At 74.2% G+C, this 17,304-nt stretch carries 9 protein-coding genes; 4 read left to right on the top strand and 5 right to left on the bottom strand.

Going from position 1 to position 17,304, the window contains the following annotated elements:
* Positions 1–132: 132 nt before the first annotated feature.
* Both WME96_RS46470 and WME96_RS46465 read right to left on the bottom strand, forming a co-directional pair.
* Positions 133–2,562 (bottom strand): DUF1592 domain-containing protein, encoded by a 2,430-nt coding sequence (locus WME96_RS46470; protein ID WP_437287964.1) that lies wholly within the window; start codon positions 2,560–2,562, stop codon positions 133–135.
* Between the two features lie 59 nt (positions 2,563–2,621).
* Positions 2,622–3,917: a DUF1552 domain-containing protein gene (locus WME96_RS46465; RefSeq protein WP_437287963.1), complete on the bottom strand. Its 1,296-nt coding sequence runs from the start codon at positions 3,915–3,917 to the stop codon at positions 2,622–2,624.
* A 755-nt stretch (positions 3,918–4,672) separates the two neighbouring features.
* Between WME96_RS46465 and WME96_RS46460 the strand changes: the two genes are divergently transcribed.
* Entirely contained in the window at positions 4,673–6,220 is a 1,548-nt protein-coding gene (locus WME96_RS46460) for a hypothetical protein (protein ID WP_437287962.1), read from the top strand.
* A 21-nt stretch (positions 6,221–6,241) separates the two neighbouring features.
* Here the strand turns inward: WME96_RS46460 and WME96_RS46455 are convergent, their stop codons facing one another.
* The 3 genes from WME96_RS46455 to WME96_RS46445 form a co-directional block, all read right to left on the bottom strand.
* Positions 6,242–7,576, bottom strand: coding sequence for a phosphoribosyltransferase family protein (locus tag WME96_RS46455; protein WP_437287961.1), 1,335 nt, complete (start codon positions 7,574–7,576; stop codon positions 6,242–6,244).
* A 160-nt stretch (positions 7,577–7,736) separates the two neighbouring features.
* The gene (locus WME96_RS46450) at positions 7,737–9,158 is read right to left on the bottom strand and encodes a DUF6882 domain-containing protein (RefSeq protein ID WP_437287960.1); all 1,422 of its coding nucleotides are present in this window, start codon (positions 9,156–9,158) and stop codon (positions 7,737–7,739) included.
* A gap of 108 nt (positions 9,159–9,266) precedes the next feature.
* The gene (locus WME96_RS46445) at positions 9,267–11,240 is read right to left on the bottom strand and encodes a DsbA family protein (protein WP_437287959.1); all 1,974 of its coding nucleotides are present in this window, start codon (positions 11,238–11,240) and stop codon (positions 9,267–9,269) included.
* 184 nt (positions 11,241–11,424) lie between these two features.
* Here WME96_RS46445 and WME96_RS46440 point away from each other — a divergent pair, with 184 nt between their 5' ends.
* The 3 genes from WME96_RS46440 to WME96_RS46430 all read left to right on the top strand — a co-directional run bounded on the left by WME96_RS46440 (position 11,425) and on the right by WME96_RS46430 (position 17,215).
* The gene (locus WME96_RS46440) at positions 11,425–12,711 is read left to right on the top strand and encodes a GNAT family N-acetyltransferase (RefSeq protein ID WP_437287958.1); all 1,287 of its coding nucleotides are present in this window, start codon (positions 11,425–11,427) and stop codon (positions 12,709–12,711) included.
* 77 nt (positions 12,712–12,788) lie between these two features.
* Entirely contained in the window at positions 12,789–15,647 is a 2,859-nt protein-coding gene (locus tag WME96_RS46435; protein WP_437287957.1) for a DUF4175 family protein, read from the top strand.
* Positions 15,644–17,215, top strand: a complete 1,572-nt coding sequence (locus WME96_RS46430) for a hypothetical protein (RefSeq protein WP_437287956.1) — start codon at positions 15,644–15,646, stop codon at positions 17,213–17,215. Before WME96_RS46435 ends, WME96_RS46430 begins: the two co-directional genes overlap by 4 nt.
* Positions 17,216–17,304 lie beyond the last annotated feature (89 nt).

Below are 17,304 nucleotides of genomic sequence, written 5' to 3'. Positions count from 1 at the left end.
ATTCCAGGCAAACTGGCGCGCGGCGTATCGCCTGCCACGTCCGGCACGGCCGCGCTGGCACGTCGCCCCCGCGCGGCCGCGCCGGCACGGCTGTACCGGCGCGGCCGCGGGATGGCGATGTGCCGCAGCGGCTCACTCCCGCCAGCAGAAACCGAAGCTCGCAGACTGGTTCTTCTCGATCTGCGCGTTCCACTCCACCCCGGTGAACTTCACGCCCGCGTTGCCCGCCTCGGCCACGGCGTTCCACACGTCGGAGGGCGTGCCGTCGACCTGGAGGGTGACCGCCCACGCCGCCTTGGTATCGCCCAGGTTGGTGACCGTGACCGACTTGCAGCCGCCGCCGTCCCACACCGAGTCCACCTTCTCCTCGACGTCGAAGTCCGCGTTCGTGGGAACCGGGGGGTTGTCGGTGCCCGACGACCCCGAGTCGCCGCCGGGCTCCTCCGGGGAGCCCGGGTCCGTCACCGCCTCGGCGAGGCGCCTCGTGAAGCGCGGCGACTGCGCGATCGCCTTGATGACACCCGCGACGGTGAGGTTCTCGGGCCCGAGCTGGCCGGTGATCTGCTCGGCCATGCAGGAGAGCTCGGACTGGTCCATGGCGCCGAAGCCGAAGCGGAGCCACTGGAGCGTGAAGCACGCCTGCGCGTCGGGGCTCTGCGCGAGCATCTGGGCGAGCTCTCCGGTGCCGTCGAACGTGCCGCTCGTGCTCGGCGCCCCCACGATGTTGCCGCTCGCGTCGACCGGGTGCCCGTCGTCGTTGTCGCGGTAGCGGCCGACGCCGTCGAAGTGCTCGAAGCCGAAGCCGATCCCGTCGATGAGCGAGTGGCAGCTGCCGCACGCCTCGTTGTTGGAGTGCTCGGCGAAGCGCTCGCGCGTCGACTTCGTGGGATCGGGCTGGGGCGGCTTGACGTCGAGGCCCGCGGGCGGCGGCGGCAGCGGCTGGCAGAGGAGCTGCTCGCGCACGAACTTGCCGCGGTGCACGGGCGACGACTCGGCGGCGTGCGCGTGGGTGCTGAGGACGCTGCCGAGCGTGAGGATGCCCATGCGGTTCGAGCCGGTGAGGTCGACCTGCGTCATGCCGTCCTGGTCCGCGTCCCCGCCCGGCGCCTGGAGGCCATAGAACGACGCGAGCTCCTGGTTCACATAGGAGTAGTTCGCGGTGTACATCTCGCTCAGCGAGCCCGAGCCCTCGCGGATGAGGTGGCGCACGAAGGCCGCCGTCTCCTTCTCGATCGCCTGCCGGACCGCCTCCGTGTACTCCGGGTACGCGGTCATATCCTTCGACGGCTTGCCGTTCAGCTGCAGCCAGGTCCTGAAGAACCTGAGGACGCCGGCGTCGGCCCGCGGGTCCTGCATCATCCTGTCGACCTCCGCCGAGATGACCGCCGGCGTCGCGAGCTCGCCCGACTCCGCCTTGCTGAGCAGCTCGTCGTCCGGCATCGAGCTCCAGATCATGTAGGAGAGCTGGGAGGCGATCTCGTGCGGCAGGAGCTGGTACGTGCCGTCCGCCGCGACGGCGCCGATCTCCGGGCGATAGAGGAAGTAGGGAGACTGGAGCGCGGCGGCGATCATCGCCTGGACGCCCCCCGCGAAGCCCTCGTCGGCCTTCACGCTACTGTAGAGCTCCAGGTACCGCGCGCGGTCGTCCTGGGTGAGCGGCCGGCGGAAGGCGCGGCGCCCGAAGCTCTCGAAGAACTCGGTCGCGCACGCGTCGTCGCCGGTCGCGACCTCGCAGGGGACGAGCGAACCCGGCGCCTCGATCACCCTGGCGGCGATGTCCTCGGCCGCGTCGCGCATGAGCTGGACGTCGGTCCCGGCGTAGAGGAGCGCCTCGGCGTTGTTGTCGAAGCCCTCGACGTTCGCGTCGGTCGGGAGGATGTAGCCCGTCGTGTCGAGGCCGAGGAGATCGGCCACGGTCCTGTCGAACTCGACGCGCGACATGCGGCGCAGGACGCGGCGCCCGGACACCATGTTGGGCTCGCACGCCGTCGGCTGCTCCTCGCAGCCGACGCCCAGGTTGACGCGGTTGACGAACTTCTCGAACACCACGTAATCATCGCTCTGGAACGGGATGAGCGCGCCGCCGGCGTGGCCGTCGGGGTGCCGGCCGGAGGGGCGCAGGAGGAGCGTGGACTCGCCGTTCACCTCGAGCGCGGCCATGCTGCGCACGGCCTCGAAATTGGCCTGAAGCGCCTCGTCGGTGCCCGAGGTGTCGAACACCATGCGGGTGCCCTTCGCGAGCCCGCTGTCGGTGTGGCAGACGGTGCACTTCGAGGACATGATCGGGTCCCAGAGGTTCGCCTTGAAGAACTCGAGGTTGTCGGCACATCCCGAGTCCAGGGAGCCCGTGTCGTCTCCGCCGTTCGTCTCGCTGTCGTCGTCGCCGGCCCCGCCGAACAGGTTGGTGCAGCCGGCGCCCGCGGCGCCCAGCGCGACGCACGAGAGCATGAGCGCATGGCTGAGGCGCCGCGCCAGCGTGCGCCGCGGGGCGTCGCCCGGCGGCAGAGGCCGGGAGGCAGACGCATCCGCCTTGTCGAGGGGTCCCGTCGTTTGCGTGTTCATAAGCTTGTTCCTCGTAATCCCAAGTAAGGTGGGTGGACGGACACGCGGATCACCGCGCGTCACGCGAGCCCGTCCAGCGGGCCAGTGCCCTTCGAGGCGTCGCCGAAGGTGCTGTTGCTGAGGCCCATGGCCTGGCAGATCGAGACCAGCAGCTGCTGGTGGGGAGCTCCGCCGAAGTTGACGTAGCGGCCGGGCGTGAACGCTCCCCCGCCGGCGAGGACGAACGGGACCGACTCGCACCGGTGCAGCGGCGCGTCGCCGAGCTCCTTGGCCCACACGACCAGCGTCTCGTCGAGCAGGGTGCCGCCGCCGGAGCCGGCGGTCGACTTCAGCTTCTTGAGGAGGTAGGCGAACTGCTCGGCGAACCATCGCTCCGCGATGCGGAACTTGTCGACGTCCTCGCCCGTGCTCGCGTGCGAGAGCGAGTGATGGTCCGTGCCGGCCAGGCCGAGCCACCGGAGGTGCAGCGGCGAGACCGTGTGAGAGAACTGGACGGTCGCGACCCGGGTCCGCCCGCACGCGAGCGCCGCGGCGACGAGGTCCATCTGCGCGAGGGCGATGTCGGGGACGGCGTCCTCGTCGGTCGGGTTGAACGCGGGCGGGGGCGCGGGCGGCGTGTTGCAGCTCGCGGCGATGGGGCCCGCGCCCGTGCTGGCGCCGGGCGCGATCTGCTTGAGCCCGTCGATGTGCGCGTCGAGCTTGGCCTGCTCGCGCTCGGGCACGCCGGCGCGCAGCGCCTGCATCTCGCTGTTCGTGACGCGCAGGATGCTCTGCCGGCGCTTCTTCTTCGGATCGACCTCCTCGGCTCCATTCCCGGTCGGCTCAGCGCTCCCGGTGAAGCCGTCGAAGATCTGATTGTAGGCCGTCCGCGGCTCGTCGATCACGGGCGCGAACTGCCCCGCCGCGCTGTACGACATGCGGGTCTGCGAGTTCGTCCCCCACGGGCTCGTGTAGATACCGAGGTTGGCCGGCCGGACGCCGAGCTCCTGGGCGACGTACCAGTCGAGGCTCTGGCCGCGGCTCGCGCTGCCGGCGTTGCCGCCGCCCGTGAGCATGTTGACCATGCCGGGCTCGTGGTTGTCGACCCCCTTGAAGTCGATGCCGTCGCAGATAATGAGATCGGATTTGTGCGCCGCGAGCGGCTCGAGGATCGAGCCGGCAGGGAAAGAGAAGCTGGATCCAGAGCCCTGCGGGCGCCAGAGATGGTGGTGAGTTCCGTTGGGAGAGAAGAAGATGACCAGATTTCGAGCAGTCCCACCGTCGGCGCGAAGGTGGCCGATCCTCCCGAGGAACGGAGCGGCGAGGAGACCGGCGCCCAGGCCGGCGGCGAAGCGACGTCTGGATATGCGATTCATAACGACGGGCTTTAGCAGAGGTCATGCCCGCGAAACAAACAGCGCCGAGCACTCGAATTCACCCGACAAATGATGTGCTACATGTCGCCTGAACCGAGAGCTGTTCTGGGCACGAGATCCAGGAGATTCCGAGGGCGATCCTGGACCCGAACGAGTTCGGCGCGCGTTCACCACAAGACATGAGCGAGCTCGGCAGAGAGCGGACTTCAATATTCCAGCGAGAGCCCTCGAATCCGCGGCGAGACATCCAAAGAATGTGCCAGAGGCATCCGGAAATGCCTTAGGGATCCATCGCGATCCTCGGCTGTCAGCGGTACAGCGAAGCGATCAAGCGACGAACGAGATGCCATGAAGGCCGGATGAATCAGGATTTTTATATTCCCGGTGTCCCCGAGTCGTTGGCAGCTCAACTCATCCTCGTCCGAGCATCTCCTGCCATTCTCGTCAGAGCATCTCTTTGCATGATGCTCTACCGAGAACCCCAGTTCGCATTGGCGCTCTTCCGGGAAATGCATTTCGCATGTTCCTCGTCCAGGGAGCGCATTTCGCATGCTCCTCGTCCGAGAAACGTATTTCGCATCTCGATGAGGGGGTCGAAGGCCGCTGGACTGCCCCGCCGCGCGACCACCAGCCCCGGCGCGACGGCCGCGGCGAGCCGCCGGCGCGGAGCGCGTCGCGAGGATGGGCAGCAGCCGCCGCTCGTGCGATGAGCTAGGGCCCCGCCGCCGGGGCGGACCTCGCCCGTGGCCCTCCAGATGGCTGTAGCGCTCCCCACGAGACCATGCCCCACGCACGCCCCGCCCCGGCCACCGGAGCGCGCGCCCGGGCCCCCGGGCACGCTCGCGCCGCGGCGCAGGGCGCCGGGTGCGCTCGCGCTGCTCGCGCTGGCCGCGGCCCTCGGCGGCCCTCACGCGGCGGCAGCGCGCGCGCCGAATGCGCCGCCGCCCGGTCCGCCGGCGCCGGCCGCCAGCGCGCCGGCGGGCGCGCTGGCGGACGACGCCGCCGCGCCAGCCGACGACGCCGCCGCGCCGGCCGACGGTCGCCCCGTGGTCTCGCCGGTGCAGCGGCCCGACGAGCGCGACGTGCCGCAGCGCGCGTGCTCCTTCACGCTGCCCGTCTGCGTGCACGCGCCCGCGGACGTCCCGGGGGCCGCCGTCCTGGAGGGCCTCGCTCACCTGGAGGCCGCGATGCGCGCCTACGACGCGCTCGGCCTGCCGCGGCCGCTCCCCGACGGGCAGCGGGGCGGAGGCCCGTCGTACGACCTCTACCTCGAGCGCGGCCCGCGCCGCGGGCCCCTCCGCGTCGGGCACGACATGCGGGCGCTCGGGGCTCGGTTCGACGCCGCCAGCGCGTTCGCCGTCGCCGCGGCGCCGGCGGCGCCCGGGCGAGGCGGGTGCGCGAGCGCCTCGGACGCGGCCTACGCGCTCGGGCACGCCGTCGCCGCGCGCCTCGACGCCGGGGCGGAGGAGGGCGCGCTCGCGATGACGGCGAGCTACCTCGCCGCCGTCGCGGCGCCCTGCCCGGCCGAGGAGCTCGCCGCCGTCGACGCCTTCCAGCGCGCGCCCGAGCGGGCGCTCACCGGCGCCGCGCTCGGCGCGCTCGACGGCGCCCTGCTCTTTCCGTGGTACCTCGACGACGCCTACGGCACCGGCACGCCGGCGCAGATCGCGGCGTCGCTGCTCGCGATCGCGGCGCAGTCCACGCCCGCGGGCGCCGCGCGCTTCCGCGCCGAGCCCGACGTCTTCGACGCGCTCCGGGCGTCGCTCCGGTCCCGCGGCAAGGAGCTCGACGACCTGCTCCTCGAGTTCGCTGTCGCGCGGGCGTTCCTCGGCAGCCGCAGCGACGGCGCCCACCTCTCGGACGCCGCGCGCTTCGGCGACTTCGGCCGGGTGCGCTTCGAGTGGTCGCTGCCCTACGCGACGCTCCCGCGGCGGGTCGCGCCCCTGCGGCCGATCGAGCCGACAGGCGCCACCTACCTCTGGCTCGATCTGTCGGCGGAGAGCGCGGCCGGGGGGCCCGATCTCGGGACGGCCGAGATCACCTTCGTGGCCGACTGGGAGCTGCCGGCGCTGTTCCGCTGGGCGATCGTGAAGGTCGACAGGCAGGGCGCCGAGGCCGGCCGCGTCGACGTGGCCGGCATCTTCGGGAGCAGCCGCGCGCAGCGCACCGTGGTGGGGCTCGAGGGCCTGTCGGGGCTGCTCATCGTGGGCGTCAACGCGGGGAGCATGATCCGGAGCCACCCGTTCGATCCGGACGACGCGCCGTTCATGCCGCACGCGTACGCGGTCTGGCTCTCCAGGTAGCGCGGCGCGCTCACCTGCGCGTCACACCCGCGCCTCGCTCCCCCTCGGCGACAGGTGATGCGCGAACCACTCGCCGGCGAGCCGGGCGACCGCCGCGAGCGCGCCCGGCTCCTCGAACAGGTGCGTCGCCGAGGGCACGACGGCGAGGCGGCGCGGGCCGGCGAGGCGGTCGAGGGCCTCGTGGTTCAGCCCGAGCACCGCCGTGTCCGCGCTGCCCACGATGAGCAGCGTTGGCGCCCGCACCCGGGACAGCGCGGTGCCCGCGAGGTCGGGCCTGCCGCCGCGCGACACGACGGCGCCGACGACGCGGGGCCTCGCCGCCGCGGCCACGAGCGCGGCCGCCGCGCCGGTGCTGGCGCCGAAGTAGCCGACGCCCAGGTGACGGAGCTCGGGGCGCGCGAGCGCCCAGTCCGTCGCCCCGACCAGCCGCCGGGCGAGCAGGTCGACGTCGAAGCGGAGGCGAGCGCTCGAGCGATCCTCCGTCTCCTCGCCCTCGGTGAGCAGGTCGAACAGCAGCGTGGCCAGCCCCCACCGCCAGAGCGCCTCCGCGACGGAGCGGTTGCGAGGGCTCCTGCGGCTGCTGCCGCTGCCGTGGGCGAAGATCACGAGGCCGACCGCCCTCTCCGGGATCGCGAGGTCGCCGGGCAGCGCCGCCGTGCCGGCCTGGACGCAGAGGGGGCGCTCCGCCCCTTCCGGTGGACGCGGCAGCTCGCGCCGCGCCTCGGCGAGCAGCAGGGCGACCTCGTCGTCGGACGTCTGCGAGAAGTCCTCGTAGTAGGCGCCGATCGCCTGGAGGCTCGGGTCCTCCTCGATGCAGGCGACGCCGTCGACCTCGCGGCAGAGCGACGACAGGCTCGACGGCGCGGCCACGGGCGTCGCGAGGACGAGCCGCCTCGGCGAGCGCTTGCGCAGGTCGCGCAGCGCGGCCCGCACCGTGCCGCCCGTCGCGATGCCGTCGTCCACGACGATCACCGTCCGCCCCTCGACGGGGGGCATCGGCCTGTCGCCCCGGAACCGGCGCACCCGGCGCTCCACCTCGACGGCCTGCTGCGCCGCGATCTCGGCGAGCTCCGCCTCGGTGATCCCGAGCAGCGCGACGAGGTGCCGGTCGACGTACACCTCGCCGCCCTCGGCGATCGCGCCGACGCCGAGCTCCGGCTGCCCGGGCGCGCCGAGCTTGCGCACGATCCACACATCGAGCGGCGCGCCCAGCGCACGCGCCACCTCGTAGGCCACCTCGACCCCGCCTCGCGGCAGGCCGAGCACGATCGGCGCCTCGCTCCGATACCCCGAAAGGAGCTGCGCGAGCCTGCGCCCGGCGTCCCTGCGATCCTGGAACAGTTTGGCTCGACCCATTCGCCGCCTCCCCTCACCTCCGCCCTCTCCGGCCCTTCAAGAGCGGTGCCGCGCGCGCAGCGAGAGCGCGCGGCCGGCGGCGGTGCGCGGCGGACGCGGCGGCGGGAGGCGCGACGGCGGCCGGCGCGGGCTCAGCCGCGCGGCGCGGCGCGGCGGCGCGTCAGCCGAACAGGCTCCACTCGTCCTCGATGAGCGAGAGGGCGTTGATCAGCTCGACCGCGAGCTCGCGCTCCAGCCACTCGTCGATGCGCTGGCCGGCCGCGATGGCGCTGTAGCTCGCGCGCGGGATGCGCTTCGCGAGGTGCATCAGGCAAGCGCCGGTGCGCTCGAGGCGCGCGACCCAGTCGGTGTCGCGGTAGGCGTACCTGGCCTGGTGGATCAGCGAGTCGCTGAGCGCGGAGATCCGGTCGCGGATGACGTCGGCGGGCTCGGCGCGGGAGCCGATCGCCTCGCGCACCTCGCCGATGGCGCGCAGCACGAGGCCGACCGGCGCGCCGGGGTGGAACGAGGCGCGCTTCGGCGAGAACGTCAGGTCGTCGAGCGCGAGGAAGTACCAGGCCTGCGGGGAGGACACGCGGTAGAGGTACGCCGCGCCGCACGCGTCGGCCGCCGCCATCGCGATCTGCCAGGCGCCCGCCTCGTCGATGCTGTCCTGCTCCGCGGGCATCCCGTCGACGCGCTCGATCCCCGCGCCGCTGACGAGCGGATCGGCCCACGCCATGACCAGCACCGAGGTGGCGCGCGACCAGCTGCACAGGAGGCGCGCCGTCGCCTCGGCGGACACGCGGCCGCCCGGCGCGAGCCACACGAAGCGCCCCTCCTTGAGGTCGGCGCGGTACTCGTGCAGCGAGGCGCCGTGGTCGGCGAGCTGCTGGAAGAGCTCCTCGCCCCGCGCCGCCCAGCGCTGGGCGCGGGCCTCCTCGGCGCTCCCGGACGGCGCGTCGTCCCAGTCGAGCTCCGGCGGCCGGGGCGGCCCGAGCTCCGCGTCGTCCGCCTCGCGCTTCGCCTTGGCGCGCCGCGCTCGCCGCTTCGGCGTCGCCGCGCGCGCCTGCTCGTCGGCGCGCGCCCTGGCCGCGCGGATCCTCGGCGTGGCCGGCCGTTCCGTCGCGGCGCGTTTGCCCGGCGCCGCCGGCCGTTCCGTCGCGCCGCGCTTGTTCGGCGCTGCCGGCCGCTCCGTCGCGCCGCGCTTCCCGGGCGCCGCCGGCCGTTCCTTCGCGGCGCGTTTGCCCGGCGCCGCCGGCCGTTCCGTCGCGCCGCGCTCAGCCGGCGCCGCCGGGCGCGCCGTCACAGCGCGCTTGTTCGGCGCGGCCGCCCGCGCCGCTGCAGCGCGCTTGTTCGGCGCCGGCGTTTGCTTCGTCGCGACGCGCTCCGCCAGCGCGGCCGCTGCCTTCGCCCTCCTGGGCCGAGCCCCCGAGCTGGCGGGCGGCCGCTCCTTTCGGTCGCGCAGCGCGCCCGGCGCGCCCGCGTCCGCGGCGCCGCGCTCGCCCGCCTTGACGTGAGACGGCGCGCGCGCGCGCCCGCTCGATGCCTTGACGGTGCGCCTGGGTTCGGCCGATGTCCCCCGACCGCGCGGTTTGGGCATTGGGACAGGGTATCACGAGGTCGACGGACAACACCGGTGGAGACGCGCGGGGAAACACGGCTGGAGCGCCCGCCCCGAGCGCCCGGAATTTCCCCGGTCTCGCGCGGCTCACTTCGCTTCGGCGAGGGCGCGGCGCACGACCTTCTTGAATTTGGCGAGCGGCTGAGCTCCGCTGACCAGGTAACCGTTGATCGCGAAGCCCGGAGTCCCGGTGATACCGGCGCTCTTCGCGACCTGCATGTCGGCCTCGACGGCGGCGCGGTGCGTGCGCTCGTCGAGGGCTCTGGCGAAGCGCGCCGCGTTGAGCCCGAGGCTCGCGGCGTGCTGCTCCAGGGCCGCGCGGTCGAGGTTCGAGGCGGCGTTGTCCTTGAAGAGCCGGTCGTGCATCTTCCAGAAGCCGGCCGGCCCTTGCTGCGCCATCGCCTCCATGGCCGCCTCGGCGGCGAGCTGCGCCTCGGGGTGGAAGGGCAACGGCAGGTGGCGAAAGACCACACGGACCTTGCCCGGGAAGGCCTTGAGCAGCTCGTCCATCGTGGCCGCGCCGCGCGCGCAATAAGGACACTGGAAGTCGGAGAACATCTGGATGACCACCTTGCCGGCGGCCGCGCCCTTGCCGGGGTGCTCCCTGGACGGCGGCGGCACGGACACCCGGGGCGGGGGCTCCGGCGGAACCGCCTGCTTCTGGATGGACTCGTAGACGCCCGCGCGCGGCGTCCCCGCCACGACCATGGCCTCCGCCTTGGCGATCTCCTCGTCGATGATCGCCTGGAACTTCTCGATCGGCTGCGCGCCGATGAGCCTGCGACCATTGATGAAGAAGTGAGGTGTCCCGCTCGCGCCGAGATCGTCCGCGAGCTCCACGTCGGCCTCGATCTTGGCCGCGTGCTTGCGCGACGCGATGGCGCGCCTCGCCGCCGCCACGTTCAGCTGGAGCTCCGCGGCGACGGCCTCGAGAGAGGCGTCGTCGAGGGCGGCCTCGCCGGCGAGGAGCCGGTCGTTGGCCTGCCAGAAGGCGGCGTCCCCCTTCTGGGCCCGGGCCTCGCGCGCGAGCTCTGCGGCGGGCTCGGCCCGCGGGTGGAACGGGAGCGGGTTGTCCTTCCAGACGACGCGCAGCTTGTCGCCGTACTGCGCCGCGAGCTTCTCGATCGTCGGCGTGACCCGCCTGCAGAATGGACACTGGTAGTCGCTGAACAACACCATCGTGACCAGCGCCGTGTCCTTGCCGCGCACGGGCGAGTCGCCGACCGGCACGAGGTGCACGACAGCGCTGATGTCCTCCTCCTCGGCGTCCTCGGGCTCCTCGGCGGGAGCGGCGAAGTTCTTCGTCGCGAGCGCCGCGTACACCTGCTCCGGCGGCGTCCCCGCGGCGCGGAGCTCCCGCGCCGCCGCGAGCTGCGCGTCGATGATCTCGGTGAACTGCTCCGCCGGCTGCGCGCCGACGAGGAGCACGCCGTTGATGAACGACGCGGGCGTGCCGTTCACGCCGAGCCGCGCGGCGAGCGTCATGTCCGCCTCGACCTTACGCGCCGCGCCGCTCTGGTGCACGAGCTGCTGGATCTGCCCGGGGGTCACCCCGGCGCGCCGGAGCGCCGCGGCCTCGATCTCCGGCGAGAGCCGCTCGTCGGCCGCGAAGATCGCGTCGTGAAACGCCCAGAAGCCGGCGGGACCGGCGTGGGCGAACACCGCCATCGCCGCTTCCGCGGTCGGCCGAGCCTGCTTGTGAAACGCGAGCGGCATGTTCTTCCACACGATCCGGAGCTGCTCCGGGCCATACCGCTGCTCGAGCTGCCTCAGCGTGCCGCCCAGGTGCTTGCAGAAGGGACACTCGAAGTCGGAGAACACGACGATCGTCACGGGCGCAAGCCGGCTGCCGCGCGCGGGATCGGCGCGGGTCACCGGCACGGGACCAGGGTCGCCCTCCGCGACCATGAGCGCGTCGCCGGACGCTCCCGGCCTCGGCGGCGCGCCGCCGGTGTTCGCCGGCTGCGACGTGCTTCGAGGGGACGGCGGCAGGGAGGAGCTGCACGAGAGGGTGAACAGCAGCGAGAGCCAGGCGACGGCGGCGATGGCGCGGCGGAGCATCGCGCGAGTGTACTCTCGTTCCGCGATGGCGCCGTCGCCGCGCCGGCCTCGCCGCGCGCGCCTTCACGTCCCGAGCAGCGCGTGAGAAGCGCGCGCCGGGCGCGATTGACGCCCTCGTCGCCTTCGGCCATGACGGGCCCCGGCGCGCCCGCTCGGCCGCGCCAGGAGAGCGCACCGGGAAACCATGGAGAAGGTCTACAGCGCCGCCCGCATCCAGCCGGAGGAGCACAGGGACGTCCTCGCGCAGCTCTGGAGAGAGAACCTCGCCCACGGCGAGGTACCACCGGAGTTCGTGGAGCGCCGGATGCGCTGGTTCCAGGAGCAGAACCCGGCCGGCCCCCCTCGGACCTGGATGGGTTTTCACGGCCCCGAGCGCGAGGTCATCGGCAGCGGCTCGTTCTACCCGCGCGACCTCTATGTCAGCGGGCGCAAGCTGAAGGCCGGCATCCTCGGCGACTTCGGCGTGACCCGGGCGCACCGCATCGCCGGCGCCGCGATGACCATCCAGCGCGAGCTCGCGAAGGGCTGCCGCGACGCCGGGGTCGACTTCCTCTACGGCTTCCCCAACAAGGCCTCATTCCCGATCTTCCAGCGCGCCGGTTACAAGAAGATCGCCGACTCCATCATCTGGGTCCGGCCCCTCATGGCCGCGTACAAGCTGCATGAGCTCGCGGCCTCGTCGGCCGGCGAGCAGCGCAGCACGGTGGGCGCCGTGGTGCAGCGGGTCGCCGAGCGGGCCGCCGCAGCGGTCCCTCACCCTCGCTGGCGCGCGCTCTGGGAGGCGTCGGAGCCGGCCGCCCCGCCCGCCCCGCTCGCGCAGGCCCTGTCGACGGCCGCCGAGCGGTTCGTCCAGCGGGCGACGGTGAAGCCGGACAACGCCCTGGTCCGGGCCGCGGGGCGCGCGATCGACGCCTCGATGGCGGTCAGGGACACCGCGGTGCTGCTCGCGAAGGGGCGCCGGGTGCGCACCGAGCTCGTGGACGCCGCCGATCACCGCTTCGATGAGCTGTGGTCGCGCGCGAGGCCCTCGCCGATCGTCGGCGAGCGGAGCGCCCAGTTCCTGAACTGGCGCTACGCGCAGCTCGGCGCCGTCCGCTACCGCTTCTTCTGCATGCTCGACAGGCACGACGGGCGGCTGCTCGGCTACACCGTCTACTCGGTGCGGAACAACAAGGTCGAGCTGACCGACATGTTCTGCGAGGACGACGGCCCCCTGCTCGACGCCCTGCTCCTCGAGTTCTGCCAGGCGATGCGGCGCGAGGGGCACGTCTCCGTGGGCATGCTCCTGGTGACCCCTCCCGCCTTCAACGCGCGCCTCCGGGCGCTCGGCTTCTTCTCCCGCCCGCACCCCCCGAGCGTCGGCTCGCGGTGGCTTGTCGTACACCTCGACCCGAGCTTCCCGGAGGAGCTGCGGCGCGTGCTGCTCGACCCGAACAGCTGGTTCATGACCGACGGCGAGCTCGACGTCTGATCGCCGGGGCGCCCGGCCCCACGGCGGATCCCACCGATCCGCTGGACCCCCTCCTTCCGCCGATTACCCTTGCCTCCATGGATAACGAGGCGCCCGCCCTGTCCATCGCGCGGCTGCGCTCCATCTGGGATGCGGAGGTGGGCCCCTCCGCGCGCCGCGCGCTCACCGCGGCGGCCTTCGCGGGGCTGTTCGGCGCGGCGCACGTCGCGCGCGTGGGCACTCCGCTCGCCCGCGCGCTCGCCGGGGCCGGCCTCGCGCTGCTGCTCGCGGCGATCGTCGCGCGGGCGATCGTCGCGCGGCGGCGCCGCGGCGACGCCCGACGCACGGTGCGCGAGATCATCGGCCGCACGGACGAGGCGCTCGGCGCCGCCACCCTGAGGGCGCTCGCGCTCGTGGATCGCGCCGCGGCCGACGATCGCGTCGGGTCGCCGGAGCTCGCGGGCCTGCACCTCAGGCGGCTGCTCGGCCGCGCCTCGCACCCGCGCATCGCCGCGCGCGCGCGGCGGGCGGCGGCGCGGTGGGCGAGCGCGGGCCTCGCGCTCGGCGTGGCGGCGTTCGCGGCCGCCGCGATCGAGCCGCCGCGCGTCGTCGAGGGGCTCGACGTGCTGGCCGCCCGCGGCGGCGAGGCGCCGCTCGATCTGCCGTGGCTCGAGGACGTCGAGATGACGGCCACGCCGCCCGAGTACCTGCACGAGGACACCGAGGTGCTCCTGCCGTTCGCGACGACGATGCAGCCCCGCGGCACGGTGATCACCCTGCGCGGGCGCCCGATCCGCGGGGGCCGCGCGCTCGTGCTGACCGACGGCGCCGCCGACGTCCCGTTCGTCGACGACGGCAAGGGCGGCGTGATCGCCCGCTGGACGCTCGGCGACTCGACGACCCTGCAGGCCGCCGCGCGCTTCGGGCAGGTGCGCGTCCGGCAGGCGGACGCGCAGCGCGTCGTGTCGATCCCGGACGACGCGCCGCGCGTCACGCTCGAGGGGGCCCCGCGCACGGTGAAGCTCCTCGACGAGCCCAGCATCCCGCTCCGCTACGAGGTCACCGACGATCACGGCCTGCGCGAGGTCGATCTCGTCCTGCGCGCCGGCGCCAGGGAGGAGCGGCGGGTGCTCTCGCGGCCGGCGGGGGACGCGAAGGTCGACCGCGGGGGCTACGAGCTCAGGGCGCGCGACCCCTTCTTTCGCAGGACGTACGTGCCCATCGAGGTGCGGATCGAGGCGCGGGACAACGACCCGATCGAGGGCCCGAAGTGGGGCAGGAGCGAGGCGATCCTGGTCGTGCCGCCGCAGGTGGGCGAGCCCGAGGCGCTGCGCTACGTCGCGCTCGTGAAGGCGCGCGACGCCCTGACCGACCTGCTCGCCGACCGCATCGGCCAGAAGGCGCCGGACGGGGGCGGCGCCGCGGCGCACGCGGCGCACGAGGCCGAGGCGCAGGCGACCGCGAAGGCGGCGGTCGAGCGGGCGCTCGACGCCGATTACGGCGGCATCCGGGTGCGCGGGCGCATCGCGTCGCTCGCCCGAGGTCAGCTCGCCAGGCTCGACGAGGCGCTCGCCGCCGAGCGGCGGTCGACCACGCGCGCGGCGCACCAGAAGCTGCTCGACGAGACCGAGGGCGTGCTGCTCGCGTTCGACGCGGGCCTGCGCGGCCTCGGGTACCGCGACGCCCAGGCCGTCGCGCGGCGGCTCGCCGACGTCGCGGACGAGGCCGCGGCGGCCGCGGAGCTGCTCGGCAACGGCGATCGCGGCCATGGCGAGGTGCGCCTGGGGGCGGCGGTCACGGTCCTGGGCGGCGGAGGGGTCGAGCTGCGCAAGCTCGGCGAGCTCGGCCTCGATCTCGGCGAGATCGTCGCGAACGACCTGCGCAGGATCGCGCGCGCCCGCGGCGCGGGCGACTGGGTGCACGCCGAGCTCGCGGCGCGCGACCTCGCGGCGCGGCTCAGGCGGCCGGAGCCCTCGTTCGGCGGCGGCGGCCGCGGCGGCGTCGAGTCCGGGGCGCCGCGCGGCGGGCCGGATCCCGCGGACGCCTCGAGCGCCGACGAGAGCGTCGCGCAGAGCGAGCGCGACCTCGAGGAGCTCGCGCGCGATCACGCCGCCGAGATGAACGCGGTCGCCGAGGAGCTCGAGCGCGCGTCGCGGCCCGAGGACGTGGAGGCGCTCCGCGAGGAGGCGAAGCGGCACGCCGAGGCGATCCGCGAGGCGGTGCGGGATCTGCCGCAGCCCGGCGCGGCGCCGGGGTCGGCCGAGTCGGCCGCGGCGGCAGGCAGGGAGCAGGCCGAGGCGATGGCCGGCGCGCTGGAGCAGGGCCGCCCCGAGGACGCCGTCCAGAGCGGCCAGGGCGCGATGCGCTCGCTCGGCGAGGCGAAGCGGCTCGGATCGCAGAGCGGAGGCTTCTTCCCCGAGGAGCGCGCCGGCCGCGAGGCCGCCGAGGCGCAGCAGACGCTCGCCGACGAGCTGGCGTGGGCCGAGGAGGCGCTGCGCAAGCTGCGGCAGGCCGCGTCGGAGCGGGCGCGGGAGGGCCTCGGGAAGTCCAGCCAGCGCGAGGGCTCGCTCGCCGATCGCGCGCGCGACCTCCGCAAGCGGGGCGAGCGCGGTGACAGCCGCATGCCGGAGGAGGTGCTCGAGCGCCTCGACGAGGCCGAGCAGGCGATGCGCGACGCGCAGCGCGCCCTGTCCGAGGGCGACGGCGAGCAAGGCGGCGAGCGGCAGCGCGACGCGCAGCGGCTGCTCGAGATGTCGCGCAGCGAAGACCAGGGCCAGGAGGGCGACAGCGATCCGGACGGGGACAGGGACATGGCGAGGAAGGCCGACATCCCGGACAAGGACAAGCACAAGGGCCCCGAGGAGTTCCGCCGGCGCGTGCTCGAGGGGCTCGGGGGCGCGTCGGAGCCGCGGTTGAGAGAGGCGGTCAAGCGTTACGCGGAGGGGCTGTTGAAATGAGGCGCAACGGTGGTGCAGCGGGCCAGGCCAGGGCGCCGCGGACGGCGGCGGCGGTCGCGAGGCGCGGCCTCAGGGCGGTGATCCTCGCCGCGCTCGCGACGGCGGCGACGCCGGCGTCCGGCCGCCTGTCGATCGGCGACCTCGATCGCGCGACGCGGGCGCGGGCGGCGATCCTGGAGATCGACGTCCCCGCGGCGCGCGACATCCTGAAGGACGCGGATCCGGCGGACCCCTCGCTCGCGCTCGAGCGCGGCCGGCTCGCCATCTACGAGGGCGACTGCGACGCCGCCTCGGCGATCCTCGCGCGCCCCGACCTCGCGGCGACGGCGGAGGGCGCGGCGCTCGGCGACGTCGCGCGCGGCTGCGCCCGCGCCACCGCCGCCACGGTCGTCGTGAACGACGAGGCGCGCGGCGTCTGGGTGCGGCTCCAGGACGACGACGATCGCGCGCTCGTGCCGCTCCTCGTCGAGGTCGCGGCGAAGACGCGCGACGTGCTCGCGAAGGACCTCGGCGTCGAGCTGCTGCGGCCGCTGCGGATCGACCTCGTCCGGGATCAGTTCACGCTCTCCGCGATGACGGGCCTGCCCGAGGACGCGGCGCGGACGACGGGGACCGTCGCCATCGCGAAGTGGGGGCGGGTGACGATGCTCTCCCCGCGCGCGACGCCGAACGGCTATCCGTGGCTGGACACGCTCGCGCACGAGATCACGCACCTCGCGCTCTCGCGCGGCACGCGCGACAACGCCCCGCTGTGGCTGCAGGAGGGCGTGGCCAAGCGCGAGGAGGTCCGCTGGCGCGAGCCCGACCCGCTGGACGACGTGCCGTCCCCGGACGCCGTCGCCTGGCTGGGCATCCAGAAGGGCCTCGGGCGCCCGCTCGACAAGATCGGCCCCTCGATCGCGATGCTCCCGAGCGCGGAGGAGGCGGCGATCGTGTTCGCCGAGGTGGCGAGCTTCATCCGTTACTGGACGAGGGAGGCGGGCGACGCGGCGCTGCCGCAGCTCCTGGTCCGGCTCAAGGCGGCGAGCAGCGACGCGGACCTCGAGCGGGCGATCGCGGAGATCTCCGGGGCGGATCTCGCGGCCTGGGACAAGCGATGGCGCGCCTACCTCGCCACCGTGCCGGCCGACGTGCCGCCCGATCTCGCGCCGGGCGGGGACATGCCGCACCGGCAGGAGGTCGGCAAGCGGGTGCGGCTCGGGCAGCTCCTCCACGATCGCGGCCACTACGCCGCGGCCGCGGTCCAGCACGCGCGCGCGCAGGCGCTCGCCCCGCACGAGCCGGCGGTGCGCTGCTTCCTCGCCGCCTCCTTGCTGGCCTCGGGCGAGCGCGCCAGCGCCGCGCCGCTCGTCGAGCGGGTCGAGGACGTGAACAGCCGCCACGGCCGGTGGTGGTCGCTGCACGGCTCGCTCCACGGCGGCCCCGACGCGGACCGCGCCTTCTCGGCCGGCACCGCGCTCGACCCGCTGAGCCCCGAGGTGGCCTGCGAGGAGAAGCTGCCGCCCGAGCTCCCCGGCGATCCCGTCCGCGCGGCGCTCTGTGAGGCCGCCCGCCGCAGGGCGCCCTAGACGAAAAAAGACCGCGAACCGAGGAAATCGCGCCCCTGAGCGCAATGCCACGCCAGCGCCGATTTTTGCGCGAGCGCGCCCGCTCCGGC

Source organism: Sorangium sp. So ce406, assembly GCF_051474675.1.
Lineage (GTDB): Bacteria > Myxococcota_A > Polyangia > Polyangiales > Polyangiaceae > Sorangium > Sorangium cellulosum_G.
Note: the sequence above shows the minus strand (reverse complement) of the source record. Positions and strands in the feature narration are given on the sequence as shown.

What these genes read in the sequence shown, in the direction of transcription:
- WME96_RS46435 (WP_437287957.1), top strand. Translation starts at nt 12,789, where the DNA reads ATGGATAACGAGGCGCCCGCCCTGTCCATCGCGCGGCTGCGCTCCATC.
- WME96_RS46440 (WP_437287958.1), top strand. Translation starts at nt 11,425, where the DNA reads ATGGAGAAGGTCTACAGCGCCGCCCGCATCCAGCCGGAGGAGCACAGG.
- WME96_RS46445 (WP_437287959.1), bottom strand. Translation starts at nt 11,240, where the DNA reads ATGCTCCGCCGCGCCATCGCCGCCGTCGCCTGGCTCTCGCTGCTGTTC.
- WME96_RS46455 (WP_437287961.1), bottom strand. Translation starts at nt 7,576, where the DNA reads ATGGGTCGAGCCAAACTGTTCCAGGATCGCAGGGACGCCGGGCGCAGG.
- WME96_RS46470 (WP_437287964.1), bottom strand. Translation starts at nt 2,562, where the DNA reads ATGAACACGCAAACGACGGGACCCCTCGACAAGGCGGATGCGTCTGCC.
- WME96_RS46460 (WP_437287962.1), top strand. Translation starts at nt 4,673, where the DNA reads ATGGCTGTAGCGCTCCCCACGAGACCATGCCCCACGCACGCCCCGCCC.
- WME96_RS46465 (WP_437287963.1), bottom strand. Translation starts at nt 3,917, where the DNA reads ATGAATCGCATATCCAGACGTCGCTTCGCCGCCGGCCTGGGCGCCGGT.
- WME96_RS46430 (WP_437287956.1), top strand. Translation starts at nt 15,644, where the DNA reads ATGAGGCGCAACGGTGGTGCAGCGGGCCAGGCCAGGGCGCCGCGGACG.
- WME96_RS46450 (WP_437287960.1), bottom strand. Translation starts at nt 9,158, where the DNA reads ATGCCCAAACCGCGCGGTCGGGGGACATCGGCCGAACCCAGGCGCACC.